This window comes from Bradyrhizobium sp. AZCC 1693, assembly GCF_036924745.1.
In the GTDB taxonomy this organism is placed as follows: domain Bacteria; phylum Pseudomonadota; class Alphaproteobacteria; order Rhizobiales; family Xanthobacteraceae; genus Bradyrhizobium.
The window spans coordinates 705821-729805 of sequence record NZ_JAZHSD010000001.1 but is presented as its reverse complement, the minus strand read 5'-3'; the positions used below and the strand labels follow the sequence as shown (position 1 = coordinate 729805).

Annotated in this window: 28 protein-coding genes; 18 read left to right on the top strand and 10 right to left on the bottom strand. The window is 63.2% G+C overall.

Annotation, left to right across the window (positions count from 1 at the left end; translation table 11 throughout):
* Positions 1-107: 107 nt before the first annotated feature.
* The 3 genes from V1293_RS03585 to V1293_RS03575 all read left to right on the top strand — a co-directional run bounded on the left by V1293_RS03585 (position 108) and on the right by V1293_RS03575 (position 1510).
* On the top strand, positions 108-794 hold the full coding sequence (locus tag V1293_RS03585) for a DUF2161 domain-containing phosphodiesterase (RefSeq protein ID WP_334506748.1): 687 nt from the start codon (positions 108-110) through the stop codon (positions 792-794).
* A gap of 26 nt (positions 795-820) precedes the next feature.
* Positions 821-1120: a putative quinol monooxygenase gene (locus V1293_RS03580; protein ID WP_334506746.1), complete on the top strand. Its 300-nt coding sequence runs from the start codon at positions 821-823 to the stop codon at positions 1118-1120.
* Between the two features lie 87 nt (positions 1121-1207).
* Positions 1208-1510, top strand: a complete 303-nt coding sequence (locus V1293_RS03575) for a hypothetical protein (protein ID WP_334387211.1) — start codon at positions 1208-1210, stop codon at positions 1508-1510.
* Positions 1511-1631: 121 nt separating this feature from the next.
* Here the strand turns inward: V1293_RS03575 and V1293_RS03570 are convergent, their stop codons facing one another.
* Both V1293_RS03570 and V1293_RS03565 read right to left on the bottom strand, forming a co-directional pair.
* The gene (locus V1293_RS03570; protein ID WP_334506745.1) at positions 1632-2252 is read right to left on the bottom strand and encodes a GNAT family N-acetyltransferase; all 621 of its coding nucleotides are present in this window, start codon (positions 2250-2252) and stop codon (positions 1632-1634) included.
* Between the two features lie 263 nt (positions 2253-2515).
* Positions 2516-3832 (bottom strand): ISNCY family transposase, encoded by a 1317-nt coding sequence (locus tag V1293_RS03565; protein WP_334506553.1) that lies wholly within the window; start codon positions 3830-3832, stop codon positions 2516-2518.
* 235 nt (positions 3833-4067) lie between these two features.
* Here V1293_RS03565 and V1293_RS03560 point away from each other — a divergent pair, with 235 nt between their 5' ends.
* The 3 genes from V1293_RS03560 to V1293_RS03550 all read left to right on the top strand — a co-directional run bounded on the left by V1293_RS03560 (position 4068) and on the right by V1293_RS03550 (position 7280).
* On the top strand, positions 4068-5021 hold the full coding sequence (locus tag V1293_RS03560; RefSeq protein WP_334506744.1) for a helix-turn-helix domain-containing protein: 954 nt from the start codon (positions 4068-4070) through the stop codon (positions 5019-5021).
* A 165-nt stretch (positions 5022-5186) separates the two neighbouring features.
* Positions 5187-6200 (top strand): carbon-nitrogen hydrolase family protein, encoded by a 1014-nt coding sequence (locus V1293_RS03555; protein ID WP_334506743.1) that lies wholly within the window; start codon positions 5187-5189, stop codon positions 6198-6200.
* Positions 6201-6230: 30 nt separating this feature from the next.
* Complete coding sequence (locus V1293_RS03550) at positions 6231-7280, top strand: phenylacetaldoxime dehydratase family protein (RefSeq protein WP_334506742.1); 1050 nt, start codon at positions 6231-6233, stop codon at positions 7278-7280.
* A gap of 2 nt (positions 7281-7282) precedes the next feature.
* Here V1293_RS03550 and V1293_RS03545 read toward each other — a convergent pair whose 3' ends face one another.
* Entirely contained in the window at positions 7283-7681 is a 399-nt protein-coding gene (locus tag V1293_RS03545; RefSeq protein ID WP_334436272.1) for a PaaI family thioesterase, read from the bottom strand.
* A 164-nt stretch (positions 7682-7845) separates the two neighbouring features.
* Here V1293_RS03545 and V1293_RS03540 point away from each other — a divergent pair, with 164 nt between their 5' ends.
* On the top strand, positions 7846-8637 hold the full coding sequence (locus V1293_RS03540; RefSeq protein ID WP_334506740.1) for a cobalamin-binding protein: 792 nt from the start codon (positions 7846-7848) through the stop codon (positions 8635-8637).
* 131 nt (positions 8638-8768) lie between these two features.
* Here V1293_RS03540 and V1293_RS03535 read toward each other — a convergent pair whose 3' ends face one another.
* Positions 8769-10046, bottom strand: a complete 1278-nt coding sequence (locus V1293_RS03535; protein ID WP_334506738.1) for an ArgE/DapE family deacylase — start codon at positions 10044-10046, stop codon at positions 8769-8771.
* A 52-nt stretch (positions 10047-10098) separates the two neighbouring features.
* Positions 10099-10821, bottom strand: coding sequence for a pyridoxamine 5'-phosphate oxidase family protein (locus tag V1293_RS03530; protein WP_334516608.1), 723 nt, complete (start codon positions 10819-10821; stop codon positions 10099-10101).
* A 79-nt stretch (positions 10822-10900) separates the two neighbouring features.
* On the opposite strand from V1293_RS03530, the gene pdxR reads away from it, so the two are divergent.
* The 3 genes from pdxR to V1293_RS03515 all read left to right on the top strand — a co-directional run bounded on the left by pdxR (position 10901) and on the right by V1293_RS03515 (position 12914).
* The gene (gene pdxR / locus V1293_RS03525; protein ID WP_334506736.1) at positions 10901-12406 is read left to right on the top strand and encodes a MocR-like pyridoxine biosynthesis transcription factor PdxR; all 1506 of its coding nucleotides are present in this window, start codon (positions 10901-10903) and stop codon (positions 12404-12406) included.
* A gap of 86 nt (positions 12407-12492) precedes the next feature.
* Positions 12493-12645, top strand: a complete 153-nt coding sequence (locus V1293_RS03520; protein WP_190241957.1) for a hypothetical protein — start codon at positions 12493-12495, stop codon at positions 12643-12645.
* Between the two features lie 14 nt (positions 12646-12659).
* Positions 12660-12914 (top strand): DUF6719 family protein, encoded by a 255-nt coding sequence (locus V1293_RS03515; protein WP_334516607.1) that lies wholly within the window; start codon positions 12660-12662, stop codon positions 12912-12914.
* Positions 12915-12939: 25 nt separating this feature from the next.
* Here the strand turns inward: V1293_RS03515 and V1293_RS03510 are convergent, their stop codons facing one another.
* From V1293_RS03510 to V1293_RS03500, 3 genes are all read right to left on the bottom strand, one after another.
* Complete coding sequence (locus V1293_RS03510) at positions 12940-13389, bottom strand: nuclear transport factor 2 family protein (RefSeq protein WP_334506734.1); 450 nt, start codon at positions 13387-13389, stop codon at positions 12940-12942.
* 179 nt (positions 13390-13568) lie between these two features.
* Positions 13569-13979, bottom strand: a complete 411-nt coding sequence (locus tag V1293_RS03505) for a hypothetical protein (RefSeq protein ID WP_334506732.1) — start codon at positions 13977-13979, stop codon at positions 13569-13571.
* Between the two features lie 80 nt (positions 13980-14059).
* On the bottom strand, positions 14060-14221 hold the full coding sequence (locus tag V1293_RS03500; RefSeq protein ID WP_334506730.1) for a hypothetical protein: 162 nt from the start codon (positions 14219-14221) through the stop codon (positions 14060-14062).
* Between the two features lie 384 nt (positions 14222-14605).
* On the opposite strand from V1293_RS03500, the gene V1293_RS03495 reads away from it, so the two are divergent.
* Positions 14606-14902: a hypothetical protein gene (locus V1293_RS03495; protein WP_334506728.1), complete on the top strand. Its 297-nt coding sequence runs from the start codon at positions 14606-14608 to the stop codon at positions 14900-14902.
* A gap of 58 nt (positions 14903-14960) precedes the next feature.
* On the opposite strand, the gene V1293_RS03490 is transcribed toward V1293_RS03495, so the two are convergent.
* Positions 14961-15509, bottom strand: a complete 549-nt coding sequence (locus V1293_RS03490; RefSeq protein ID WP_334506726.1) for a CreA family protein — start codon at positions 15507-15509, stop codon at positions 14961-14963.
* 350 nt (positions 15510-15859) lie between these two features.
* Between V1293_RS03490 and V1293_RS03485 the strand changes: the two genes are divergently transcribed.
* The 7 genes from V1293_RS03485 to V1293_RS03455 all read left to right on the top strand — a co-directional run bounded on the left by V1293_RS03485 (position 15860) and on the right by V1293_RS03455 (position 23271).
* Positions 15860-17608 (top strand): L,D-transpeptidase, encoded by a 1749-nt coding sequence (locus V1293_RS03485; protein WP_334506724.1) that lies wholly within the window; start codon positions 15860-15862, stop codon positions 17606-17608.
* An 80-nt stretch (positions 17609-17688) separates the two neighbouring features.
* On the top strand, positions 17689-18261 hold the full coding sequence (locus V1293_RS03480) for a glutathione peroxidase (protein WP_334506722.1): 573 nt from the start codon (positions 17689-17691) through the stop codon (positions 18259-18261).
* Positions 18262-18418: 157 nt separating this feature from the next.
* Positions 18419-19363 carry a polysaccharide deacetylase family protein gene (locus tag V1293_RS03475; protein WP_334506720.1) on the top strand — a complete coding sequence of 315 codons (945 nt, stop codon included), beginning with the start codon at positions 18419-18421 and terminating at the stop codon, positions 19361-19363.
* A 19-nt stretch (positions 19364-19382) separates the two neighbouring features.
* Positions 19383-19940: a dihydrofolate reductase family protein gene (locus tag V1293_RS03470; protein WP_334506718.1), complete on the top strand. Its 558-nt coding sequence runs from the start codon at positions 19383-19385 to the stop codon at positions 19938-19940.
* A 173-nt stretch (positions 19941-20113) separates the two neighbouring features.
* Positions 20114-21190, top strand: a complete 1077-nt coding sequence (locus V1293_RS03465; protein WP_334506716.1) for a TRAP transporter substrate-binding protein — start codon at positions 20114-20116, stop codon at positions 21188-21190.
* A gap of 72 nt (positions 21191-21262) precedes the next feature.
* Positions 21263-21856, top strand: coding sequence for a TRAP transporter small permease subunit (locus V1293_RS03460; RefSeq protein ID WP_334506715.1), 594 nt, complete (start codon positions 21263-21265; stop codon positions 21854-21856).
* Complete coding sequence (locus tag V1293_RS03455) at positions 21853-23271, top strand: TRAP transporter large permease (protein WP_334506713.1); 1419 nt, start codon at positions 21853-21855, stop codon at positions 23269-23271. Before V1293_RS03460 ends, V1293_RS03455 begins: the two co-directional genes overlap by 4 nt.
* Before the next feature lie 70 nt (positions 23272-23341).
* Here the strand turns inward: V1293_RS03455 and V1293_RS03450 are convergent, their stop codons facing one another.
* Positions 23342-23794 carry a DoxX family protein gene (locus V1293_RS03450; protein WP_334506711.1) on the bottom strand — a complete coding sequence of 151 codons (453 nt, stop codon included), beginning with the start codon at positions 23792-23794 and terminating at the stop codon, positions 23342-23344.
* Positions 23795-23985: the final 191 nt, after the last annotated feature.

The following is a 23985-nucleotide window of genomic DNA, read 5'->3' as shown; positions in this document are numbered from 1 at the left end:
AATGACAACCGTTGAGGATCTTCAAGAAGCCATTGCGCGATTGCCTTGCCGGAATTCGGCTAGAGTCCGGACGTTGAGTCGCGGCCCACGCGCCGCCGGAGCAAGTTTTGGAAACCGCGCTTTATCTTCCCGTCAAACGCTTCCTCGAAAAGCTCGGCTTCACCGTCAAGGGCGAGGTCGGAGGCTGCGATCTGGTGGCGCTGAGCGGCGACGATCCGCCGATTGTGGTGATCGGCGAACTGAAGCTTTCCTTCAACCTGGAACTGATCCTGCAAGCGGTCGATCGCGCCGGCGCCGCCGACGAGGTCTGGCTCGCAGCCAAATTATCTGCCCGTGGCAAGGGCCGCGAGAGCGACGCGCGGTATCGCAATCTCTGCCGCCGCTTAGGCTTCGGCATGCTGGCGGTCACCAGCACGGGCGATGTCGAGGTGATCGTCCAGCCCGCGACGGCAGCCCCTCGCCGCAATCCAAAAAAACGCTCGCGGCTGGTCGCCGAGCATCAGAAGCGCAAGGGCGATCCTGCGCTGGGCGGCTCGACGCGCGCGCCGATCATGACGGCCTATCGGCAGCAGGCGCTGGCCTGCGCCTCGGCGCTGTCGGGCGGGCCGCGACGTGTGAAGGATTTGCGGGCCGATATTCCCGACGCCGGCAAGATCCTGCTGCATAATGTCTATGGCTGGTTCGACCGCGCCGAGCGCGGCATTTACGTGCTGACCGACGCCGGACATGCCGCGCTGAAACGCTGGCCGCAGCAGCCACTTGACCTGAGCGCCGCCGGCAATTCCGCGCCATAAGAGCTGCGAAAAAACGAGAGGACAACATGATCGTGGTGACCGGCGGCGTGACCGCGCGCGCGGAGAGTTTTGACGAGGTACGCAAATTGAGCCTCGAGCACGTCCATCGCTCACGCACCGAGCCCGGCTGCATTTCGCATGCCGTCCATGTCGATTGCGAGAATCCGCTGCGGTTGGTGTTTTTCGAGCAATGGGCCGATCGCGCCGCCCTGCTGGCGCATTTTGCGGTCCCCGCCTCGCGCGATTTCGTCCGATCGCTGCAGGGGCTTGCGGAAGGCGCCACCACGATCGAACTGTATGACGCTACCAGGCTGGAGAAATTGTAGATGCATGGCTGTATTGCCATGTGAAATTCGTATTGCAATGCAACATAAGGGCAACTAGGTATCTCCGCAATCAGATGCGAGGCCCCTATGAGCGAAGACTGGAACACGAAATACGGCACACGGCGCGTCCGGCGGGATCCGCCGACGCTGGAGGAGGCAATCTTCGCCGCGGTGGGGATCACCGATGATCAGCAGCAGCAGGCGGAAATCGCCGCCGCGCTGATGGGCCTGCCCTACGAGGAAGTGCTGGCTGAAGTGAAGAAGACCGGCCGCGCAGTAGCGCGATCGGCCACCCGCATCATCGCGGGCGAGCAAGGCGCCCAGCGCGCGGTCGTGGTCGAGCGCCGCGTCGTCAGGCGATTCGGCAACGACAAGCGCACCGGCACCTGAAGCCTGTAGCGGTTTTGAAAAGACCAGAGCCCGGTTCTGATTCAATCAGGACCGGGCTCTGAAGGTTTTGGGCAATTCGCTGGATCTGACGTCAGCGAATTGCCGTGATTGAACGCGCCGCTCAGGCCGCGCGGCCCCAGCCATACATCCGAAGCAGCATCCGCCAATAGGCACGGTTGAAATTCGCGACCGTGCGCGCGGCATTCAGCGTGCTGTCCGCCCAGGTGGTCGCGAGCTCCGTCTGATCCTGTTTCGTCAGGTCGATGGTGCCGGTGGATTCGCCGTGGCGGAACACGAGCTGCGCGCCGAACTTGTTGGCGAGCGCCCGCATCGGCTCGTTCTGCGCACCGGTGGTGATCCGCAGGCTCTTGTAGCCCTTGGCGCGCGCCACCGTGATCAGCTTGCGGAACAGGATGCTGCCGACGCCCCGCCGACGCACCGACGCTTCGACGCTGAACGCGATCTCGGGGAGCGAATCCGGTGACTGGTCCGGCGGATGCAGCTCGGCTGCGCCCCGAACCACGCCGTTTTCAAAGAAAGCGATGATGGTCGTGCCGTCATCGGCGCATTTCTCGGCGTAGCGCTCGATGAAGCTGTCATCCATGAAGCCATGGAAGCGGTCGCGGCGGCTGGTGCGGTCAAGCCGCAGCAGGTGATCGCGCAACAGCGGCAATTCTTCCTGCTGGCTCAGCGTGCGCACGCTACTATTGGCGAGCGCTGCCGCGATATGGATGAGGTACATATCCTGAACTCCTCTGAGAGAGGCCCTCGAGGAGGCGTCGAATCCCTAGACCATCCATATTGTGCATCGCAGCATGAAATTCAAGCCCGGACTGTCCGTATACTGCCTTAAATAATGGCAATCATTCCAGCGGCTTAGTGACATCTCTATTAACCAATGTCCGTAGCGGGTGAAGTTGTCGTATTTTTGTAGCTCGTGATCTGTCGCCTTCGTTGTTGAGTTTCGGAGGAGCCGGAAGGCGTGGACGGTTTCCTCCGGGTTGGTCATGCCACGGATATTGCTGCCGGGTTAGCCCTCCTGGTCGGTTTCTTTGTTCGACTTGAAGCCCGTTTCTCCGCCCCGACCCGCGCTATCTCGACGGCGGCGCGCGCAGGGGCGGTCAAGGACGCGCGCTTGCGCGCCCGCAAGGGCTTGTCCTTGACGGCTCCGAGCACGCTGCCAGGCTGAGGCGCGTCGGGGCTGATCTGGTGTCCGTCGGCGGCAAACGTCGCCAATCGGTGCGGGCCAAGGAACACGCTCGCGGTGCCATCGGGATACTCATGGACCCGCACCAGGGCTTTGACGAAGTGGGGCCTGAGCCGGCTCTCCGGCAGCTGCAGCCGCCGACCGTTCCATGCGATCGTATTGTCGTTGGCGACGGTTCGGTCTTCGATCACGCACAGCGCTTCGCGCCAAGCCTCGTGGCGATCGGCGACGAACGCCGTGCCCGGCTGTTCGGCCTTGATCGCAAACGCCGCGTTATGCTCGGCCATGTAATGCGCCCTCAGCCACGCATTGGCGGCTTCGACCGTCCTGATCCCGGCGAGCCGCAGGTCCTTCGGCAGCCGGCCCTGCAGCGTGCCGAACATCCGCTCGGAGCGCCCGCGCGCCTCCGGCGAATAGGCTGCGATATGCTCGATCCCAAGATGCGATAAAGCCCGTCCCACCTGGGTTTGTTGCGTCTTCGAGACCTTCTCGCCAGCCTTCGGGGTGTAGAAATAATGGCTGCCGCGATCGGTGTAGAGCGCGCAGAACAGGCCGCGCCCGCCAATCACTTCGCCCAAGGCCTGGAACGTCGACGCCGTGCCTTCTTCCTCGACCAGAAACATCGAGTAGATCTCGCTCGTCGCATCGTCCAGCGTGACGATCAGGTCCATCGCCGGCAGACCTTCGATCCAGGCGTGGCGCGACCCGTCCTGATGCAGCAGCATGCCCGGAAGCGGCCGGCGCGGACGCTTCTTGCGGTGCGCCGAACGCTTCGGCGCCTTCCGCACCAAGCCCGCCGCGTGCAAGGCCAGCTTCGTCACCGTGTAGCCAAGCACATAGCCATGCCGCTTTTGCAGCTGCTCGTGGAAGTGCTTCACCGTGAAGTCCGCGTACCTGTCCCGGAACAGCCCCAGCATCCGCTCAAGCTCTTCCTCCGGCGCGCGCCGCGGCGATCGCCGCCCCATACGGAGGTCGACAAGCCCGTCATCGCCCTCCGCCTCATAGCGTTCCGCCCAACGTTGAAACGTCCGCACGTTGATCCCGAGAAGCTCAGCCGCGGCCACCTGCGTCAGTTCCTTCGCCTCCGTCCGATCCAGCAAATCCGAAAACCGCATCCGTCGTACACCCTCGTGAATGGATGCCGTGCCCATCGTGCCCCCTTTGTTCCAGGGCACCAAAAACACGACACTTCACGAGCTACAAACACACGACAGATCACGCGCTACTGACACATCTCTATTAACCAATTGTGAAGGCTGGGCACCCGGCGCAGACTGGGCACGGGGATTGCTTATTTTTGAGCGCAGCAGGCTTTAAACAACACACCCGGATGGTTCGTGGAGGTCCGTCGTGGCCGTCGTGCTCGACACCAGTTCTTGCCTTCCGGAACGCCGGCTTGCGGTGTGGCAGGACATCGTCTGCGACACTTTCGTCGGCCTCGACTGCAAATCCGACATGCGCGGCGCGTTCTGGGGCGCGGTTTCGCAATGCAGAATCGGACCGGTGGCGCTCACGCAGGTCGATTCCACCGCCCAGCGGGTGTTCCGCACGCCATCGCGCATCGCCCGCGCCAGCGAAGATTACGTGCTGATGGCGCTGGGCAACCACGGCGTGAACGGCGTCTTCCAGGACGGCCGCGAGGCGATCGTCTCCGCGGGACAATTCGTCATCTACGACACCACCCGCCCCTATGAGCTGCGCTTCGACGACAGCTTTTCGCAGACCATCTTCCAGATGCCGCGCAAGCTGCTGCAACAGCGCGTCGGCTCGTTCGATGGTTTGACGGCGACGACCTTTGCAGGCGATCGCCCGCTCGAACGGCTGACCTATGATTTCGCGCGCAATGTGAGCAGGACGATCGAGCTGGTCGATCCCGCGGCCGCAAGCCGCCTGCTCGACCAGGCGCTCGACCTGCTCGCGATGACGCTGGCCGACCGGCTGCACGCGCGCCTGCCGGATCAGTCGGTCCACCGCTCGGCGCTGCTCTATCGCCTCAAGAATCATATCCTGACGCATCTCGCCGATCCCGAGCTATCGCTGCCGCGCGCTGCGGCGGCGACAGGAATTTCGCCGCGCTACGCCAGCGATCTGATGGCCGCCGAACAGACCTCGTTCCGCGGCTACGTGCAGACACAGCGGCTGGAGCGCTGCAAGCGCGATCTTGCCGATCCCGCCTACCAGGCCCGGCACATCGGCGAGATCGCCTTCGCGTGGGGTTTTAACGACCTCGCCCATTTCAGCCGCATCTTCAAGCAGCGGTTTGGCGTTTCGCCGCGCGAATGGCGCGAGCAGCCACGCCAATAACGCCTTCGGCCCGGTCCCCTCCTTCCTGCCGCGCCACGGGCATCCGGCGTCGATCTGCGCGTTAAGACAAGTTTTCGTTCCGCTGCGGACAAGCGGCGCGCGTTGCCTTGGCTGTAGGCTTGCAACCCAGCGATTATCGGCTTTCCACGCGAAAGGGACGATGCGATGGGTCTGGTTCATCAGAAATACAAGGTGGCGGTGGTTCAGGCGGCGCCGGTCTTTCTCGATCTCGATGCCACCGTGGACAAGACCATCGCGCTGATCGAGGAAGCTTCGGCGAAGGGCGCCAAGCTGATCGCGTTTCCCGAAACCTTCATTCCCGGATATCCGTGGCAGATCTGGCTCGGCGCGCCCGCCTGGGCGATCGGCCGCGGCTTTGTGCAGCGCTATTTCGACAATTCGCTCGCCTTCGAAAGCCCACAGGCGGAAAAGATCCGCCAAGCCGTGAAACGCGCCAAGCTGACCGCGGTGCTCGGACTGTCGGAACGCGACGGCGGCAGTCTCTATATCGCGCAATGGCTGATCGGGCCCGACGGCGAGACCATCGCCAAGCGCAGAAAGCTGCGGCCGACCCATGCCGAACGCACCGTGTTCGGCGAAGGCGACGGCAGCGATCTCGCGGTTCACGATCGCGCCGACGTCGGACGGCTCGGCGCGCTGTGCTGCTGGGAGCACCTGCAGCCGCTGTCGAAATACGCGATGTATGCCCAGAACGAGCAGGTGCATGTCGGCGCCTGGCCGAGCTTTTCGCTGTACGACCCGTTCGCGCATGCGCTTGGCCATGAGGTCAACAACGCCGCCAGCAAGGTCTATGCGGTCGAAGGCTCGTGCTTCTTCCTCGGCCCCTGCGCCGTCGTCTCGCAGGCGATGATCGACGAGCTCTGCGACTCCCCCGAAAAGCACGCCTTCCTGCATGCCGGCGGCGGCCACGCGGTAATCTACGGGCCGGACGGCAGTCCGCTGGCCGAGAAACTGCCGCCCGACCAGGAAGGCATTTTGTACGCCGATATCGATCTCGGCATGATCGGGGTGGCAAAGAACGCCGCCGATCCGGCCGGGCATTATTCGCGGCCGGACGTCACGCGGCTGTTGCTCAACACCACGCGCGCCAACCGCGTCGAGCACTTCTCGCTTCCCGTCGATGCCGAGATCATGAGCGAAATCAGGCTGCAGGCCTGACGCGCTTCAATTCAGACAAGGAGCAGGCCGATGGAATCCGCAATCCCCTCGCATCTGCAAACCGCACGAACGCATCACCGCCGGGTCGGCGATGATTATGCGCCGCCCTACCCGTCCTTCGTGGCGCGGCACAAACCAAGCGTGACGCGGGTGGTGATGGCCTATTTCGGCATCCAGACCCGCGGCGCGCTGCCGGTCGACGCGGAACAGGCGTTGATCCGGCTCGCGTCGGATTTCGCAACCGCCGATGGTCCATCGCATTGGGACCGCGCGAGCTATGTCGACGAGGCCAGTTTCACCAACGTCGTCACGGTGGCTTATTGGGACGACCCTCAAACATTCGATCGCTGGTTTCCGGCCGCGCGCGAGCGCTGGACCGGCGAGCAGCGGACCAACAACGGGTTCGGGACCTTCATCGAGGCGCTTTACCCCTCCGTGGAAGGCCATGAGACGCTGTTCTCATCCCTCGACCGCCCCGAAGGTGTCGCCGTTCTCGCTGATGGCATGAGCGGCGAAGTTCTGGAGCACGCCTATTGGGGCGGCATGCGCGACCGCATCCCGCTTTCCCAAACCAGTGAGTTGGCGGCTTCAGGCGCTGCCCGCGCGATCCGCGACGGCGCACGTATCCGGATTATCCCGCATGACAACCTCTGCCTGATCCGGTCGGGCCAGGATTGGGGCGACACGGAAGCCGCCGAACGCAAGATGTACCTCGGCGATGTCGAGCCGGTGCTGCGCGAAGGCATGGATTTTCTGCGCGACCAGGGACGTTCGATCGGCTGCTACGCCAACCGCTACATGACCGTCGTCGGCCCCGACGGCGCGACGACCGAAAAGTCCTACGGCATGAGCTGGTGGAAAAGCCTGTCGGCGCTCGAACGCTGGGCTGAATCGCACCCGACCCACGTCAGGATATTCGGCGCCGCCATGAAGTACCTGTCGACGCTTGGGCCGGCCGCAAAATTGCGACTCTACCACGAGGTCACCGTCGCCCGCGCCGACGAACAGCTTTTCGAATATGTGGATTGTCACCCGCAGACCGGAATGCTGAACGCCGTGCAGACGGTGGAGATGGCCTGAAGCTACAGCACCATCTGCGTTTGGGTGACGATCGCCACCAGCTTGCCGTCCTCGGTCTCCAGCCGCGTCTGCCAAACCTGGGTGCGGCGACCCCGATGCACCGGGGTCGCGGTGGCGATCACGGTCGAGCCCTCTTTGGCGCCGCCGATGAAATTGGTCTTGCTCTCGATCGTGGTGGTGCCCTTGGCGTCCGCAGGCAGGTTGATGACGGTTGCCGCCGCGCCGACCGAGTCGGCAAATGCCATGATGGCACCGCCGTGAATCGTGTTCCGCAACGTGCAGAGATCCGGCCGCACCAGCATCTTCGCCACCACCCGATCCATTCCGGCTTCGGTGAAGGTTACGCCTTTCAATTCGGCAAACGGCATCTTCATCGATTGGATCTTTTCGAGCGGCGTCATTGGTCCTCCGGCGGTTCTATGATCTGTCATACGCGGGCTTGACCCGCGTATCCATCTTCCAAAGAGATGTTTTTGATAGGATGGATTGCCGGGTCAAGCCCGGCAATGACGTCGCAGGTAATGGCTGCCGTGACATCGCCTCCGTAATTCGGCATACCGTCGCCATGCGCCAGTTCCCGCCCCGCCGGATCGTTTGCCTGACCGAAGAGACCGTCGAGACGCTGTATCTGCTCGGCGAGCAGGACCGCATCGTCGGCGTCTCCGGCTATGCGGTACGACCGCCGCAGGTTCGCCGCGAGAAGCCGCGGGTTTCGGCCTTCATCTCCGCGGACATTCCGAAGATTCTGGCGCTCGAGCCCGATCTCGTGCTGGCCTTCTCCGACCTGCAGGCGAATATTGTCGCCGATCTGGTGCGCGCGGGCGTCGCCGTCCATGTCTTCAATCAACGCGACATTGCCGGCATCCTCGCGATGATCCGCACGCTCGGCGCCATCGTTGGCGTGGCGGAGCGCGCCGATCGGCTCGCGAGCGATCTTGAAGCGCGCCTGGCGCGGATCGCGGCGACGCCCCGGCCACAGCCCAAGCCAAAAGTCTATTTCGAGGAGTGGGACGATCCGTTGATCTCCGGCATCGGCTGGGTATCCGAACTGATCGAGATCGCCGGCGGCGAGGACGCGCTGCCGAAGTTGCGGTTTGAGCAGGCCGCCAAGGACCGGATCATTTCGCCCGATATGGTGCGCGACACGGCGCCCGACGTGATCCTCGCCTCCTGGTGCGGCAAGAAGGTCGTGCCGGATCGGATCAGGCAGCGTCCGGGCTGGAACGATATCCCGGCGGTGAAGAACAACCGCATTGTCGAGATCAAGTCGCCGTTGATTTTGCAGCCGGGGCCGGCGGCGCTGACGGATGGGCTGGATGCGATCGTGAAGGCGTTGTGGGGGAAGCCAGCAGTCTAGCCGTCGTCCCTGCGGACGCAGGGACCCATACGCCGCGGCCCATCAATGACGCGACTTAGCAGTCATCTTCCGCTCCAATCAGCGCCGGTGGTTATGGGTCCCTGCTTTCGCAGGGGCGACGGGAGAACGAGCTACACCTTCTCCACCCCGCACCATTCCGCGATGAACAGCGCGGTCGCTTTCGTCGACTTCCGCAGCGACTCCAGTTCGACATATTCGTTGAAGCCGTGCATCGCCGCCCCGGTCGCGCCGAAACACAGGCTCGGGATGTTGTAGTTCAACCCGTAGAACCGCGTATCCGTCAGAGCGGTGAAGGCGCGGTCCGGCACCGTGCCGCCATAGACTGCGCCAAACGCTTTTGCAAAAGCAGCCTCCGGTTCAGCGGAATTGGTCAATTCATAGCCCTCCGACAAGAAGCCCGACCATTCCACCTGCGGCGGGTTGTTGGAGAGAAAACGATGGTCGCATGCGGCCGCCGACACACAGGCCAGAATCTCCTTCTGGCATTCGGCGATCGACCAGCCCGGCAGCACCGCGATCCGGCAATCGACGTCGCACCAGGCCGGCACGCTGGAGGCCCAGTCGCCGCCCTTGATGATGCCGGGGTTGAAGTTGAGCGGATGGGCGACCGCGTTGAAGTGCCGATCCTTCTTGGCGCGCTCGTTCCACTCGGCTTCGAGCTTCTGCAACGAATGGATCAGATGATACGCCGCCATGATGGCGTTGGCGCCGGCGCCGGCCTCAAACACATGCACGGGAAAACCGCGCACCTTCAGGCGAAACCAGATCACGCCGACCTGCGAGCGCACCATCGTCTCGCCGGTGGGCTCCGGGATGAAGCAGGCGTCCGCGCGGTAACCGCGCTGCAAGGTCGAGAGCGCGCCGACTCCGGTGGACTCTTCCTCGATCACGGACTGGAAGTGAATGCGCGCCGTGGGGCGCAGGCCGGCGGCCCTGATCGCATCCAGTGCATAGAGCGCGCCGATGGTGCCGGACTTCATGTCGCAGGCGCCGCGGCCGTACATCCTGCCGTCCTTGATGACCGGCGAGAACGGCGGCGTCTCCCACATATCGAGGGGTCCTGCCGGCACCACGTCGCAGTGGCCCTGCAGGATCAGCGATTTGCCGGCATTGTTCGCCGGCCGGTAGGTGCCGACCACCGTGCGCGCCCTGGAAAAATCATGCTCGATCGGACCGAAGCCGCGCAGATCCTTCAGGTCCTCGACGGCGATATGCCAGTCGTCGACCTCGTAGCCGCGCTGGCGCAGAAGGTCGCCGATCATGTCCTGGCACGGCCCTTCGGCGCCGCGGGTCGAGGGGATCGCAACGAAATCCCGCGTCGTCGCCAGTTGCGCATCAAAGCCGGCATCGACGGCGTCGAGGATTTTTTGTTGCGTATCGGTCGTCATGCGGCAGCTCCGGTCGAGAATTAAGGTCGGGAGCGCGCACCCTACCCCGATCTCAGCCGCCGGCGTAATGCGCAAAATGCGCATCCCGCAATGCATCTTCGAGCAGGCGGCCTTCCGAATAGCCGCGCAGCGACGCCGGGCGTTCGACGCCGTCCAGAAGCCGCGGGCACGGTTCGGGTGCGCCCAGCACGGTGCGCACCGGAATGCGCTCGGCATAAACAGGCAATTCGTAGTCCTCCTCGTCGTCGCCAACGCCCTTGGCGCGAATCTTCGCCGACGCCTGCTCGATCTCCATCGCAATCACCGACGTCGCCTTGATCTCCTGCGCCGTGCTTTGCCGCAGGCTGGCGGTGCGATCGGGGAAGAAGCGGTCGACCATGGCGACCAGCGCGCGCTCTTTCTCGGCTTGGTCGGTGACGAGGTGGGCGGTGCCGAAGGCCATCACCGCGCGGTAATCCGCCGAATGATTGAAGCCGCAGCGCGCCAGCACGAGACTGTCGAGGTGCGCAACCGCGAGGCAGACAGGCTGGCCGCCGGACTGGTTTCTCAGCATGCGGCTGGCGCTGCTGCCGTGCCAGTACAATTTGCTTCCCTCGCGCCAGAAGAAGGTCGGCGTGCAGTAGGGCTGGCCATCGACCACATAGGAAACGTGGCACAGCATCGAGGCGTCGAGCAGGCCGTGAATCTTCGCCCGATCATAGGAGCCACGCTCATGCAGGCGCTTGACCTGATTGCGCGGCGACAACGGATAGGAATTGGTGGTTTCGCCTTCGATCGTCACGGTAGCTCCTCTCGGGATTGGCCCGGTCAGGGGAGTTGTACCGGCAAATTTGGTCTGCGATAGTGCCAATTCCATGCGAAAAATTCCGACCAATTCTCTGACGACGCGGCTCAAGGCCGAGCTTCCGCTCGACCTTGACGGGCCGCATGTGACACCGGGTGCCGCCTCGCAGCACCGGCTCTACCAGGCGCTCTGCCACGCCATAACAGGCGGGATCGCCAAACCCGGCGAGCCGCTGCCGCCGCAGCGAACGCTGGCCAAACAGACCGGTTTTCGCCGCAACGCCGTCACCTCGGCCTATGAGCGGCTGATCGCGGACGGGTTTGCGATGGCGACCGTCGGCTCCGGCACCTTCGTCGCCGCACGCATCCCCGCGCGCATAAACGACGCCCGCAAAACGACGATCGCGATCGAGGCGCCGCAGCAAGGCGCGCTCGCGCTCGGCTGCACGCATATCGATGAAAGGGCGCTGCAGCGCTTCAGGTCGTTTGTCGGCCGGCGCATGCGCGCTTTCGGTACCGAGCACCTGCAATACGGCGACCCCAGGGGCAGCCGCGAGCTGCGCGCTGCGATTGCCGATCATTTGCTGTCGGCGCGCGGACTGCGCTGCGATCCGGACCAGATCATGCTGGCGTCGGGAACGCAGCATGCATTGCGGATCGTGCTGGGCGCGATCCTCAAGCCCGGCGATCAAATCTGGTGCGAGGATCCGGGCTATCCCGCGGCGAGACGGGCGATCGGGCATTATGGCCTGCGCCCCGTCTCCGTGCCGGTCGACGCCTCAGGCATGATCGTGGTCAGGGGCCGAACGCTTGCGCCGTCGGCGGGCGCGGCCTACGTGACGCCGTCGCACCAGTTTCCGCTCGGCGTGCAGATGTCGATGACGCGGCGGCTGGAATTGCTCGACTGGGCCAGGGACGCCGGCGCCTTCGTGATCGAGGACGATTACGACAGCGAGTTTCGATACGACGGTGCGCCCTTGCTGTCGCTCGCCGGCATCGATCACCTCTCGCGCGTCATCTACATGGGCACATTTGCAAAGACATTGTTTCCTGGATTGCGCATCGGCTACTGCGCGCTGCCCGAGCGGCTGGTCGGACCGGTGACGACGGCCCGTGCCGCGCTCGACCGCTTTCCCGGCACGCTGCTCGAAGGCGCGGTGGCGGACATGCTCAATTCCGGCGCGTTCGCGGCCAACCTGCGCAAGGTGCGCGGGATCTATCGCGAAGCGCGTGACGTGCTGGCCTCGACCTTGTCGGCGGCATCGGACGGCCTTCTATCGGTGCCGGTGCCCTCGCAGGGCCTGCATCTGGTCGCGCGGTTCGATCCATCGACCGATCCGCTGGTTGCCGCCAAGGCAAAGACGGAGGCCGGCGTCGCGGGCTGGCTGCTGGCGGAAACCTGTTTTCGCGCGCGCCCCCTTCCCGGTTTCGTCCTCGGCTTTGCAGGCCATCCGCTGCCGCAACTGATCGCATCGGCCGAACGACTGGCGAAGTCATCGCTCGCCGCCTTGCAGGCAAGTCGCAAGCCGAACAAGGGTGGAACCGGCAAAGTCAAACGGCCGAAGGCCGCGACCTGACCGCTCTGGTCGGCCGGCGCCCTATCAGAATCGCCGCCGCGTCACTAAGCTCGACGCCTGATTCAATATCACGGCGGAAGCACCGGATGCCCGGCAATCGCAACGTTCTGTACCTCGTCATCGGCGTGTTGATCGTCGCGGTCGGCGTGCTCAGCTACAATCTCTACAAAGCCAAGCAAGAACCCGAGGGCCTGCAGATCAATGTCGGCCCCGATGGGCTGAAGATCAAGACCAAGTGAGCGAGGCCGGAATGATGACGACAAAGGCTGCCCGATGCCTTGCCCTGCCCGCCGGCCTTGCCTTGTGCCTGATCGCAACGGCGGCCTTCGCGCAAGCGTTCTCACGCGAGCAAGACATTGCCGACCTGCGGCTCGGCCAGCGGGTCCTGGTCGACGATGGATCGTGCCCGGCCGGACAAATCAAGGAAGTCCAGGGCTCGCAGATGACGACTTCAGGCGTGCTACGCACCCGCAAGTGCATCCCACGGCTGGGAACGAAGAAGCGATAGCGGCGATCGCCGCGATCGCCTCAGCCTAGAACATGCCGTTGCCGTTGGCGGCCTTCTCGGGAATGTCCTGCACGACATCCCAGTGTTCGACAATCTTGCCGTTCGCGAGCCTGAAAATGTCAACGATGGCGCGGCCACGCGCGCCCTTCTCGCGCACGCTGTGAACGTGCAGGATCACGTAGTCGCCGTCAGCGAAGGCGCGCTTGATCTCGCTGCGGGAGTCTGGAAACTTTTCACGCAGGAAGCCGAGGAAGGCCTTGAAGCCTTCGATACCGTCCGGCGCCGTCGGATTGTGCTGGATGTAGTGCGGCCCGAAAAACTTCGCGGCGGCGTCAAAGTCCTTCCGGTTGAGCGCCGCATCGTAGAATTCGAGTACGGCCTTCTTGTTGGCTTCCTGTGTTGCCGCGTCGGCAGCGAACGCCGAAGATGTGACCAACGACAACAGGCCGATCAGGCCGATAACAAGAGATCGCATGGCAGCTCCTTCATACAGCCTGTCCCGAGGACGAACCTACGTACCAGCTTCCGTATCGACCGACGACTCCGCGCCAGGGCGCGTCGCGCAGATCGTCAACCGGTCCATTGCCTACAATGGCCGTGATCCGGCGTATCGAGCCTGCAAGGAAAGTAGGTCGGAGCTAAGCCGCGTTGAATTTACTGGTTCGTCGCCGGCTCGAACATGCATTGCAATGTCGGCTTGGCGATCTTGGTGAAGGTCGGGCCGATCTCGGACTGCTTCGACGCCGGCACCCACGCGGTCTCGATCGTCGGCACCCCGGTCTCGCTGATGCCGCGCAGCAGCGCTTCGCGCAAATCGGCATCTTCCACGGTCGCGGCGGCATAATCGTGCAGGCAGCCGCAAACGGCTTCGGGATGCGCCCAGCGGCCGACCATATGGGGCGCGCAGAGCCGCACGAACTCGCCACGCGGATCGGGCACCTTGAAGAGGGAACGGAACGAGGTCTGCGGCGGCTGAAACTGGACCTGGACTTGAGCCTGGGCCTGCGGCGCGCCGACGAGAACGAAGAACGACAGGATTACGGCTGAGCAGATGCGTACGAACATACAGGGCCTTTACCGGCGATCTTTTTTGCTATCGGCGACCTTTTTGCAAACGCGACCTTTTTGCAAAGGTTCCGTCGCGCTCACTTGGCGGCCACGACCATCGGCTGGGACGCGGGGGTCGCAACCGGCGAGCCATGATAGGCGAAGGTGCCGACGCCTGGCAGGTTCTGGTCCGACGAACCAGCCATCGAGGGACCAGCCAGGATGAAGGCGAAGGCGAGGATGAAGCTGGTGGTCCGCATCTGACTGTCTCCGGTAGTCCGTGGCCGGCAGTGCCCGCCGTCTCGTTGGCCACCTGATAACCGTCGGCTGTTTCCGGACATCTGCGCCAAAAACGCAAAATGGTTTCGTCGCCCAGGAGAATTGTTTCGTCGGTTCGAGCGGACGAAACAATGGCCGGAAAAATTCAATGAATTCAGCCGCGACGCCCTGACTTGAGATGATCAGGCTGAACATCGGAAGCCGGTCATTGGGGTCGCTTTGGCCCTCCTCGCGTGGAGGAGGACGCCTCGTTCACTGGCTGACCGGATGAACCGAAGCCGCGATCCGGCCGACTCAACGAACACCGTGCAACTTTCCGTGTGCTGATGCGTTGGTGACCTCTTCCTCAACAAAGGATAGCCGTCGTGGGCAGTGGCAACATCAATGTTGGCAATGACACCCCGACCCGCAAACCCGGCCAGCCGGCGGTTGAAAATGGCTCCGGACCGCGGATCGATCCTTCCCTGAAGCCAGAGCGCCAAGAAAAGGCTCAAGGAAAAGCCTCAGCTGCGGGCCTTTGTGGCGCGATGTCCCAGCAAAACAGCGAATTTCGCGGCAATGTATCGGCGCCGCAACAACTAGTGCATCTGGTCGGCTGCCGTGACCGCAAGGCCGGGTTCGGCCCGGAGGCCCGCCAATATTCCAAACCGCTCAAACGGTAAGCCCGAAGCCCTCATCCCGAATCCGACCTCGGATCCCGGATCCCCGGGTGGCATCGGACTACTGAAAGAATTCACCGCATTTCTGAATCGCGGCGTCGGCGGCCCCCCAGGGCATAATCGGCACCGAGGACGTCGAGTTTTTGGGGGAACCCTCGATCAGCCTGTCCGAATAGACCATGTAAACCAGCACGTTGCGTTTGGCATCGCAGCCGCGAACGATCTGCATCTTCTTGAAGAACAGCGACCGGCGCCGCCGGAACATGTCGTCGCCCTGCTCGAGCTTATGCTGGAACTTGATGGGGCCGATCTGACGGCACGCCAGCGAAATATCCGAGACCTCCTCGGCAAGGCCAAGCCAGCCCTTGAAGCCGCCCTTCTCCGGCACCGTGAAGTGACAGGCCACCCCGTCGACTTCGGGGTCGTCGACGGCATAGGTCGCGAGCTTATCGTTGGGGCTCAGCCACTTGAACACGGTCGAACGGCGAAAAATCAGGTCGGGTTCATCCGCGGCCGACGCCGGGCCTGCCTGCCAGAACGTCAGCGCCAACACCACCAAGGCCAGACTTCTCCACTTCTTGTCACACTTAACGATGGCCTTGGATGTCATTGATATCTCCGCTGAAGGGCTCGCCGCCTATGTAGTGCCGGAATGTCGCACAGGAAGGCCGCAGGCGGATTTGACGGGGCGCAAAGGGGCCGTGACGCGGCAATCCCGGCGCGATGTTCGGCCGGCGCCCGTTTAACGGAATGTGAGGCTTTTTTGCTACGATTGGGGCGAAAAGCACTTGAAATTAGAAGGCTTACGCTGGTGAACGCGTTTTGCCTCTGCGACAACAAATAATTATCGGAAGAAGTGGATTCGAGTAACTGGAATTGAGGATCAAGCGCGTGAGCGGGCATCGAGTTTTCAGTGCGAGTATTGCGGGCGCAACGATTTCCAAACGGCGATTTTGGCAGATGGCGATGTTGACGGCGGCCGGTACCCTGGTCGCCGCGCCCCAGGCAGATGCCGCCACCATGTTCTACTGGCAGGACTCCGATCCAGGCTATTACCGGCCGGCACCCGTGGCGCAGCCGCACAAGCCGAAAGCCCGCCGGCCTTCCGCCAAGGCCGGGGCCGCCATCAAGGAAGCCAACGCCAAGCCGCATGGGCCGCTGATCATCGCGGTCTCGATCGAGCAGCAGAAAGTTCGCATCTACGACAGCAACGGCTTGTTTGCCGAAAGCCCGGTGTCGACGGGCATGAAGGGGCATTCGACTCCGATGGGCGTGTTCAGCGTCATCCAGAAGCACAAGATGCACCGCTCCAACATCTACAGCGACGCGCCGATGCCTTACATGCAGCGCATCACCTGGTCGGGCGTTGCGATGCATGCCGGCGTATTGCCCGGCTATCCGGCGTCGCACGGCTGCATCCGCATGCCGATGGCCTTTGCCGTGAAGATGTGGAACTGGACCAGGATGGGCGCGCGCGTCATCGTCACGCCCGGCCCGATCACGCCGGCCAGCTTCTCGCATCCATTGCTGGTGGCGCAGAAAGTGGTGCCGCAGCCCCTCATCGCCAACGATCCGGCGACCGACGCGCCCGCCGTGAAGAGCGACAAGGGGGCGGACGCAGGTCAGGCAGCCAAGCCTGCGAATTCGGAGGCGAGCCTGGATCTCCGATCGACCTTCGGACACACGGCGCCGTTGCGCGAACAGACCCACACCGCGGATGCCCGCAGCGCGCTGCCGGCGATCAACGCCGTCGTGACCATGTCTGATGCTAGGCCGTCTGCAACCAAGGTTCAGCCTGCCAGCGATGCGTCGAACGTGGATGCGAAAGCGGGCACGCCGAAATCCGAGGCGCCGGCCGATGCGGCTGATACCGGCGAACTCACGAAGACCGACGCTTCCGCAAGCGAGAGCGCGAAAGCCGAGGATAAGCCGGTCGAAGCGAAAGTCGAAGTCAGCTCGGAAACGAAACCCGACGAGGTGAACCCCGAGGCTCCCACGGCGGCAATCGCCAATGCGGAGCCTGCCAGGACGGAAGCGCCGAAGGTCGAGGAAGCCAAGACTTTCGAAGCCAAGACTTTCGAAGCCAAGACTCCCGAAGCCAAGACTTCCGAAGCCACCGACGCCAAGCCCACCGAGCCCGTCAAGACAATCGCCGATGCGCCCGCCGCACCGGCAGTTGCACCCGACGTGAAGAAGGATGCGGCGCGTCTGCCCGGCGCGGAAAAGGCTGCGAAAGCCGAGCCGCCGAGGCGTCCCGGCCAGATCGCGGTGTTCGTGAGCCGCAAGGATTCCAAGCTGTATGTCCGCGAAAACTTCAGGCCGCAGTTCGACGTTCCGATAACGATCGCGCCGAGCGACCGGCCGCTGGGCACGCACGTCTTTACCGCCGAGGCCGACAAAAACGATCCCAACCTGCTGCGCTGGTCGGTGGTCTCGCTGCCGGTCACGGCCCGCAATGCGGCCCGGACGGACGAGGACGACAGCGCTGCTCGGCGCCGCAAGATGGCCGGCGGTGCCCCCGCCGGGGCCAAGCCGCCTTTGCCGAACACCCCCGCCGAGGCGCTGGACCGCATCACAATTGCGCCCGAGGCGATGACGCGGATCGCCGAGCTGCTAACCACCGGCGCCTCAATCATCGTGTCCGATCACGGCATCAACCAGGGCGGCGAAACCGGCGAAGGCACCGACTTCATCGTGCCGCTGCGGTAGACCCCATAACGGCTTGTTGAGCGGCGGGTCCCCGCGCGTTGCGCTATCCTTCGACAGTTGAACCGCTGTCGAGGCTTTTCATGATCGACCGCAGAAGCGTGATGACAGCGGCGCTGGCCGCGATCGCAGCTGTTATCTCGAACAGGCAATCGCTGGCGCAGGCCGGCATGAGCCGGATCACGGCTTACGCGTTTTCGTTTCCGGGATTGGCCGGCGGCGACATCAGGCTTTCCGAATTTGCCGGCCGGCCGATCCTCATCGTCAACACCGCTTCGCTCTGTGGCTTCACCCCGCAATATGGCGGGCTGCAGGAATTGTGGGCCGAGTTTGGCGGCCGCGGCCTGATGATCATCGGTGTTCCCTCCAACGATTTCGGCGGCCAGGAGCCGGGCGGCGCGGCCGAAATCACCGCGACCGCGCAGGACCACCACGTCACCTTTCCGATCGCCGCCAAGGCCGTGGTCAAGGGACCGAACGCGCATCCGTTCTACAAATGGGCGGCGGAGGCGCGGCCGAAGGATGTTCCGCGCTGGAACTTCCACAAATACTTGATCGGACGCGACGGCTATATCGCCGACGTCTTCCCGGAGTCTGTCGAACCCGTAGATACACGGGTGAAAACCGCCATCGCGCGGGCGTTGGCCGCTTCCTGAATTAACCGGACTGGTGACAAATCGGCTGGGCGTAACCGCAGCCGTTGCGTTGGCGCGCCTGCTCCAACTAGGCTACTATGTGCTTCGGGGATTGGAGGCAGACCGGACGACGGCAACGCCGCGACCGGGAGCGGGATTCGAATTTAAGGAAAACAAGATGCGTATTGCGGCAGGGTTGATCTTTGCAGGCGCGGTTTCGCTGTTGGCATCAAGTGCGGCTTGGTCGCAGACGCCACCCGCCAAGGGCGCTCCCACACCTCCGCAGGCGGCGCCGGCCCCCGCTCCGGCGGCAGCGCCCGCGCCCACCCGCCCGCCTTGCAACAATCCCAACGCGCTCGGCATCGGCCGCACCGTCGAGATCGACACCACCGGCGGTCCCGGTTTCGGCTTCGAACATTTCAAGGAGCTCGACTTCTTGCGCGACAAGGAGGTGGTGCTGACCTTCGACGACGGCCCGTGGCCGGTGAACACGCCTTCGGTCTTGAAGACGCTGGCGGAAGAATGCACCACCGGCATCTTCTTCCCGATCGGCAAGCACGCCACCTACTATCCCGAAATCCTCAAGCAGGTGATGGCGGCTGGCCACTCCATCGGATCGCACACCTGGTCGCATGCGGCGCTCGTCAACAAGAAGCTGAACGAGCAGCAGCGCAAGGACGAAATCGAAAAGGGATTCAGCGCCGTGAAATGGGCGCTGGGCGGCAAGGCGCCGGCGCCGTTCTTCCGTTTCCCGGCGCTGCAGCACCCGCCGGAGATGGTGACCTATCTCGGCAGCCGCAACATCGCGATCTTCTCCTGCGACCTCGATTCCTTCGACTTCAAGGCGAGCAAGGCGCAGACCATCATCGACAACGTGATGCGCAAGGTCGACAAGAACGGCAAGGGCATCATCCTGATGCATGACTTCCAGAAGCATACCGCCGAAGCCCTGCCCGAGCTTCTGAAGAAGCTGAAGGCCGGCGGCTACAAGGTGGTGGCGATGCGCGCCAAGGCGCCGGTGCAGACCATCGCCCAGTATGACGAAGACATCGTCAAGGATCTGAAGCTGCCGACCGTGAGTTCGCGCCCGGTTTCCAGCGTGGTGCAGACGATCTCGGAATAACGCGGCGCGACACGCACCCGTGCCGGCGCTGCGTATCGAAGGCTACGTCATCGTCTCCGCCGACGGCATGTTGGCGGATGCGCGTAACGTCATGCCTGACGAATTGAAGTTCGAGGGCGACAAGGCGTTCTTCGCCGCCGCCCTCGACCGCGCCGACCTGATCCTGCACGGCCGCAATTCCTACGAAGACCAGCCGAACTCGCCGCGGCGCAGGCGGGTCATTTTGACGCGCAAAGTTGCGGCGATCGCACCCGATCCGTCCAATCCGAAATCAACCCTGTGGAATCCCGCAGGCGCTTCGTTTGAAGCCGCCTGCAATCATGCAGGCGTTGACGCCGGCACCGTCGCCGTGATCGGCGGCCCCGGCGTGTTCGGCATGTTCATGGACCGCTACGACGAGTTCTGGCTGTCGGTAGCGTCGCATGTCCGCCTGCCCGGCGGCGAGCCCTGCTTCCCCGGAGTGCCCACGCGCTCGCCGCAGGAAATTCTCGCCGCGCATGGCTTAAGCGCCGGCGAACCGCAGATGCTCGATCCGGCCCAAGAAGTCAGCGTCACGCCGTGGCGGCGCGGCGCGTAGGGCGTCATCCTTTCGTGCAATCGGCCAGCCGTAAGCCACCTGCGGCCACAGGTCGCTTGACAGTACGCGGGCGCGGTTCCACCCTGAAAAGAAAAAAAGACACATATCATCATCGGGAGGACCACAACATGTTGAGGTACGCTTCAACTATGGTTGCAGCGGTGACTCTTGGAATGGTCACCGTCTTTGCTGCGCCGGCTCACGCTCAAACCACTGAAAAGCCGCTACTGCTGAAGGGTCAGTCGACCCACCCCGCCTCCTCGAACTTCCATCTCATCTTCAAGCTGTGGGCGGAGACCGTCGAAAAGATGACGGCCGGACGCCTCAAGATCGAGACGCTTCCGGCGGGAGCGATCGTGCCGCCGTTCGAGGTGTTCGACGCCACATCCAAGAACGTTCTCGATGTCGGCATGGGACCGTTCGGCTACATCCTCGGCCGCAATACCGCGACGATACCGATGTCTCACGGCCCGTTGTTCGGCATGGACGGTTCGGATTATTGGGCCTGGTACTATGACGGCGGCGGCATGAAGCTGCTCGACGAATTCTACCGCGATGTCCTCAGGCTCAACGTCGTCGGCTTCCCGATCCCGACCGACTATCCGCAAGGGTTGGGCTGGTTCAAGAAAGAGATCAACAGCCTCGCCGACCTCAAGGGCATGAAGTACCGGATCTACGGCATCGGTGCGGAAACCTACGGCCGGCTCGGCGTGTCGGTCGTCACCATTCCCGGCGGCGAGATCGTGCCGGCGATGGAGCGCGGCGTGATCGAGGGCGCCGAGTGGATCAACTGCGAGGAAGACAAGAAGCTCGGTCTTCACCAGGTCGCCAAGCATTACTACACGCCGGGCATGCATGAACCTGTCACCGGCGGCCAGCTGATGATCAATGGCGACGTCTGGAAGAAGCTCACGCCCGACTTGCAGGAAATCATCAAGGTGGCAAGCGTCTATGCAACGACGCAGCGCAACTTCGCCTTCAATCGCGAGACGGCGCAGGCTTGCCAGGACCTGATCAAGGCGGGCGTGCAGATGCATCGTACACCCGACGAGATCCTGAAGAACTTCCTCGACGAGTGGGAGAAGATCCAGGCCGAGCACGCGGCAAAGAACCCCTTCTACCGGAAGGTCATCGACAGCCAGAAGGCCTACGCTGAGCAGATCGTGCCCTTCAAGCTGTCCTGGTTCCCGCCGTACAATTTTGCCGGCGAGTATTACTGGAAGAACAAGATCTACCTGACCAAGAAGTGATCTCTCTCGACTGAAGCGGAGCTGCTGGCGTCCGGCAGTGCGGACGCCAGCACTGTCTGAGGAGAAGCGATCATGTCGTCGGGTGCTACAAGTGCTTCGGTCCCGGGCCATCCGGGCGGTGAATTCCCGCGCGCGTTCTACGCCATCATTCGCGTGATCGACCGCTTTACGGACGTGACCGGCAAGCTGATCGCCATGTCGATGTTGTTCCTGGTCGTGACCATCTCCTACGAGGTCGTCATGCGCTACGGGTTCGGCGCGCCGACCATTTGGGTCTATGAATCGAGCTTCATGGTCAACGGCGCGGCCTTCATGCTGGGAGCCGGCTACGCGCTCTTGAAGGGCGCGCACGTTCGCACCGACATCTATTGGGAGAATTACTCGGAGCGGACAAAGGGCATCGTCGACCTGGTCTCCTACCTGTTCCTTTTCTATCCCGCCATGATCATTTTCATGCTGATCAGCTGGGATGACGCCTGGCATTCCTACGAGACCGGCGAACGATCGCAGGAAAGCGTGTGGCGCGCGATCATGTGGCCGTTTCGGGCCACGATCCCTCTGGCAGCCATTCTGCTCATGATCCAGGGCGTGTCCGAGGTGCTGAAGTGCTGGTACCAGGTCCGGTTCGGGCGTGAGTTCGCACACAAGGAAAAGATCGAGATATGACCGGACTCGAGCTTCTCGGACTTGCCATGCTCCTGGTGATGCTGGGAGCGATCTTCATCGGCCTGCCGATCAGCTTCACGCTGCTCTTCCTGGCGCTGATGTTCGGCTATGCCGGCATGGGCGAGCGCGTCTTCAACCTCGCCTACCTGCAGACCATCGGCCTCATGAAGCAGGACGAACTCGTCGCGGTACCGATGTTCGTTCTGATGGGCTTCATCTGCGATCAGGCCGGACTCATGGAACGGCTGTTCAAGGCGTTCCGCGATCTGTTTGCGCCGCTCAAGGGCGCACTCTACGTGGTCGTCATTCTCACGGCGACGCTGTTCGGGATCGCCGCCGGAACCGTCGGCGCAACCGTCGCGCTGCTCGGCATCATGGCCGGGCCGATGATGATCCGCTCGGGTTATGATGTGCGGATGTCGGCCGGCGCCATCGCCGCCGGTGGCACGCTCGGCATCCTGATCCCGCCGTCCGTGATGCTGGTCGTGATGGCGCCGGTGCTCGATATCTCGATCATCGATCTCTATGCGGCAGCCTTCGGCCCGGGTTTCCTGCTGTCCGCGATGTTTATCGCCTACACCCTGATCCGCTGCCACTTCAATCCTAAGCTTGGCCCGCCGGTGCCGGTCGAGGAGCGGCCGGATTCGATGCGGATCGTGCTGTGGGAATGCCTGGTCGGTCTGGTGCCGGTGACCGTGCTGACGATCGTGACGCTCGGCGCCATCCTCGCCGGAATCACGACGGCCGCGGAAGCCGCGGCGTTCGGCGCTTTGGGGGCGATCATCCTCGTCATGGCGTATGGCAAGTTCACATGGCGCGGCCTGCTGGACGCCTGCTACGCCACGCTGGCGACGACCAGCATGGTGCTGTTGCTCGCGGTCGCGTCCAACGTGTTCGGCGCCGTCTTCGCATGGCTCGGCACGGCGACCTGGATGACCAAGGCCTTGCTGGCTTCGCCGCTACCGCCCTGGGGCACGATGTCCCTGCTCCTGACCCTGATATTCCTGCTCGGCTGGCCATTCGAATGGCCGGCCATCGTCTTCATCTTCCTGCCGATGCTGGCGCCGGTGGCCAAGGGCCTCGATTACGACATGGTCTGGTTCGGCTGCATCGTCGCGGTCGTGCTGCAGACGGCGTTCCTGTCCCCGCCTGTCGCGATGTCGGCCTATTATCTCAAGCAGGTCGTCAAAGAATGGAATCTGCGGCTGATCTACCGCGGCATGGCCGACTTCATGGTGATCCAATGCGTCTGCGTGGCGCTGGTGCTGATCTTCCCCGCCATCGCGATGTGGTTCCCGCAATGGCTGCAGGCGCGGAGAGTAGCGGCACGCACCGCGCAGATCGAGCAGGTCGCGCCGGTGCAGAACGTGGCCGCGACACCCGACGGTTCACGCATTACGATCCGGAATTTCTGAATTCTTCAGACGTCCCGTAAAGCGGTAAATGAATGCGCGGCCCAGACGGTGGCCGTCGCCTGCGTCTGGACTACATGTCCCCGTAAGCCGGTTCATTCGGCCGCGGCCCGCGGCCGTAGCCTGCGATCATGAATAGCGCGCCGATGAGCGACAGGTTCTTCAGGGCGTCGATCAGGGTCTTGGCATTTTCGGGCGCCGGCTGGTTCCAGAAATCGTGGAAGTAGAAGGTCGTCGTGATGACGAAGAAGATCAGCAGAATCGCGAAGAACCGCGCACCGAAATTGACCGCGATCATCAGACCGGCGAGGATCTCGAAGCCGCCGACGCCGAGCGCCAGCAATTGCGGCATCGGCATGCCCGTCATGGTTTCGAGCTGCGAGGTATAGGGCGCGAGCATCGCCGGGATGGCCACCTTGGTTGCAATGAAGTCCGCCGTCTGCTGAACCGCGAACAGCTTGGTCGCTCCCGTGTACATGAAGAGCACGGCGAACAGGACTCGCCCGAAGGTAACTAACGCTGGCATGGGATCGGCCTCACTCAATGGCATGCAAAGATAGCAGGCGGCGCGAAACGATTATGGGCGTTTCGCCTCCGCTTTTCAAACGCTCAAATCGAAACCATCCGCGCGGGAGCCTGCGCGGACCTAACCTGACCTTCTGATAGAAGCAGAACCAAGGCCCTTTTTTGGCCATAGCGTTTTCGAGCGCAGATACA

Coding starts and splice junctions, on each gene's coding strand:
- V1293_RS03550 (WP_334506742.1), top strand. CDS start 6,231: ATGGAATCCGCAATCCCCTCGCATCTGCAAACCGCACGAACGCATCAC.
- V1293_RS03520 (WP_190241957.1), top strand. CDS start 12,493: ATGCCCGGCAATCGCAACGTTCTGTACCTCGTCATCGGCGTGTTGATC.
- V1293_RS03475 (WP_334506720.1), top strand. CDS start 18,419: ATGCGTATTGCGGCAGGGTTGATCTTTGCAGGCGCGGTTTCGCTGTTG.
- V1293_RS03465 (WP_334506716.1), top strand. CDS start 20,114: ATGGTCACCGTCTTTGCTGCGCCGGCTCACGCTCAAACCACTGAAAAG.
- V1293_RS03570 (WP_334506745.1), bottom strand. CDS start 2,252: ATGTACCTCATCCATATCGCGGCAGCGCTCGCCAATAGTAGCGTGCGC.
- V1293_RS03450 (WP_334506711.1), bottom strand. CDS start 23,794: ATGCCAGCGTTAGTTACCTTCGGGCGAGTCCTGTTCGCCGTGCTCTTC.
- V1293_RS03500 (WP_334506730.1), bottom strand. CDS start 14,221: ATGCGGACCACCAGCTTCATCCTCGCCTTCGCCTTCATCCTGGCTGGT.
- V1293_RS03580 (WP_334506746.1), top strand. CDS start 821: ATGATCGTGGTGACCGGCGGCGTGACCGCGCGCGCGGAGAGTTTTGAC.
- V1293_RS03535 (WP_334506738.1), bottom strand. CDS start 10,046: ATGACGACCGATACGCAACAAAAAATCCTCGACGCCGTCGATGCCGGC.
- pdxR (WP_334506736.1), top strand. CDS start 10,901: ATGCGAAAAATTCCGACCAATTCTCTGACGACGCGGCTCAAGGCCGAG.
- V1293_RS03515 (WP_334516607.1), top strand. CDS start 12,660: ATGACGACAAAGGCTGCCCGATGCCTTGCCCTGCCCGCCGGCCTTGCC.
- V1293_RS03565 (WP_334506553.1), bottom strand. CDS start 3,832: ATGCGGTTTTCGGATTTGCTGGATCGGACGGAGGCGAAGGAACTGACG.
- V1293_RS03575 (WP_334387211.1), top strand. CDS start 1,208: ATGAGCGAAGACTGGAACACGAAATACGGCACACGGCGCGTCCGGCGG.
- V1293_RS03485 (WP_334506724.1), top strand. CDS start 15,860: ATGGCGATGTTGACGGCGGCCGGTACCCTGGTCGCCGCGCCCCAGGCA.
- V1293_RS03480 (WP_334506722.1), top strand. CDS start 17,689: ATGATCGACCGCAGAAGCGTGATGACAGCGGCGCTGGCCGCGATCGCA.
- V1293_RS03545 (WP_334436272.1), bottom strand. CDS start 7,681: ATGACGCCGCTCGAAAAGATCCAATCGATGAAGATGCCGTTTGCCGAA.
- V1293_RS03460 (WP_334506715.1), top strand. CDS start 21,263: ATGTCGTCGGGTGCTACAAGTGCTTCGGTCCCGGGCCATCCGGGCGGT.
- V1293_RS03510 (WP_334506734.1), bottom strand. CDS start 13,389: ATGCGATCTCTTGTTATCGGCCTGATCGGCCTGTTGTCGTTGGTCACA.
- V1293_RS03505 (WP_334506732.1), bottom strand. CDS start 13,979: ATGTTCGTACGCATCTGCTCAGCCGTAATCCTGTCGTTCTTCGTTCTC.
- V1293_RS03555 (WP_334506743.1), top strand. CDS start 5,187: ATGGGTCTGGTTCATCAGAAATACAAGGTGGCGGTGGTTCAGGCGGCG.
- V1293_RS03540 (WP_334506740.1), top strand. CDS start 7,846: ATGCGCCAGTTCCCGCCCCGCCGGATCGTTTGCCTGACCGAAGAGACC.
- V1293_RS03490 (WP_334506726.1), bottom strand. CDS start 15,509: ATGACATCCAAGGCCATCGTTAAGTGTGACAAGAAGTGGAGAAGTCTG.
- V1293_RS03455 (WP_334506713.1), top strand. CDS start 21,853: ATGACCGGACTCGAGCTTCTCGGACTTGCCATGCTCCTGGTGATGCTG.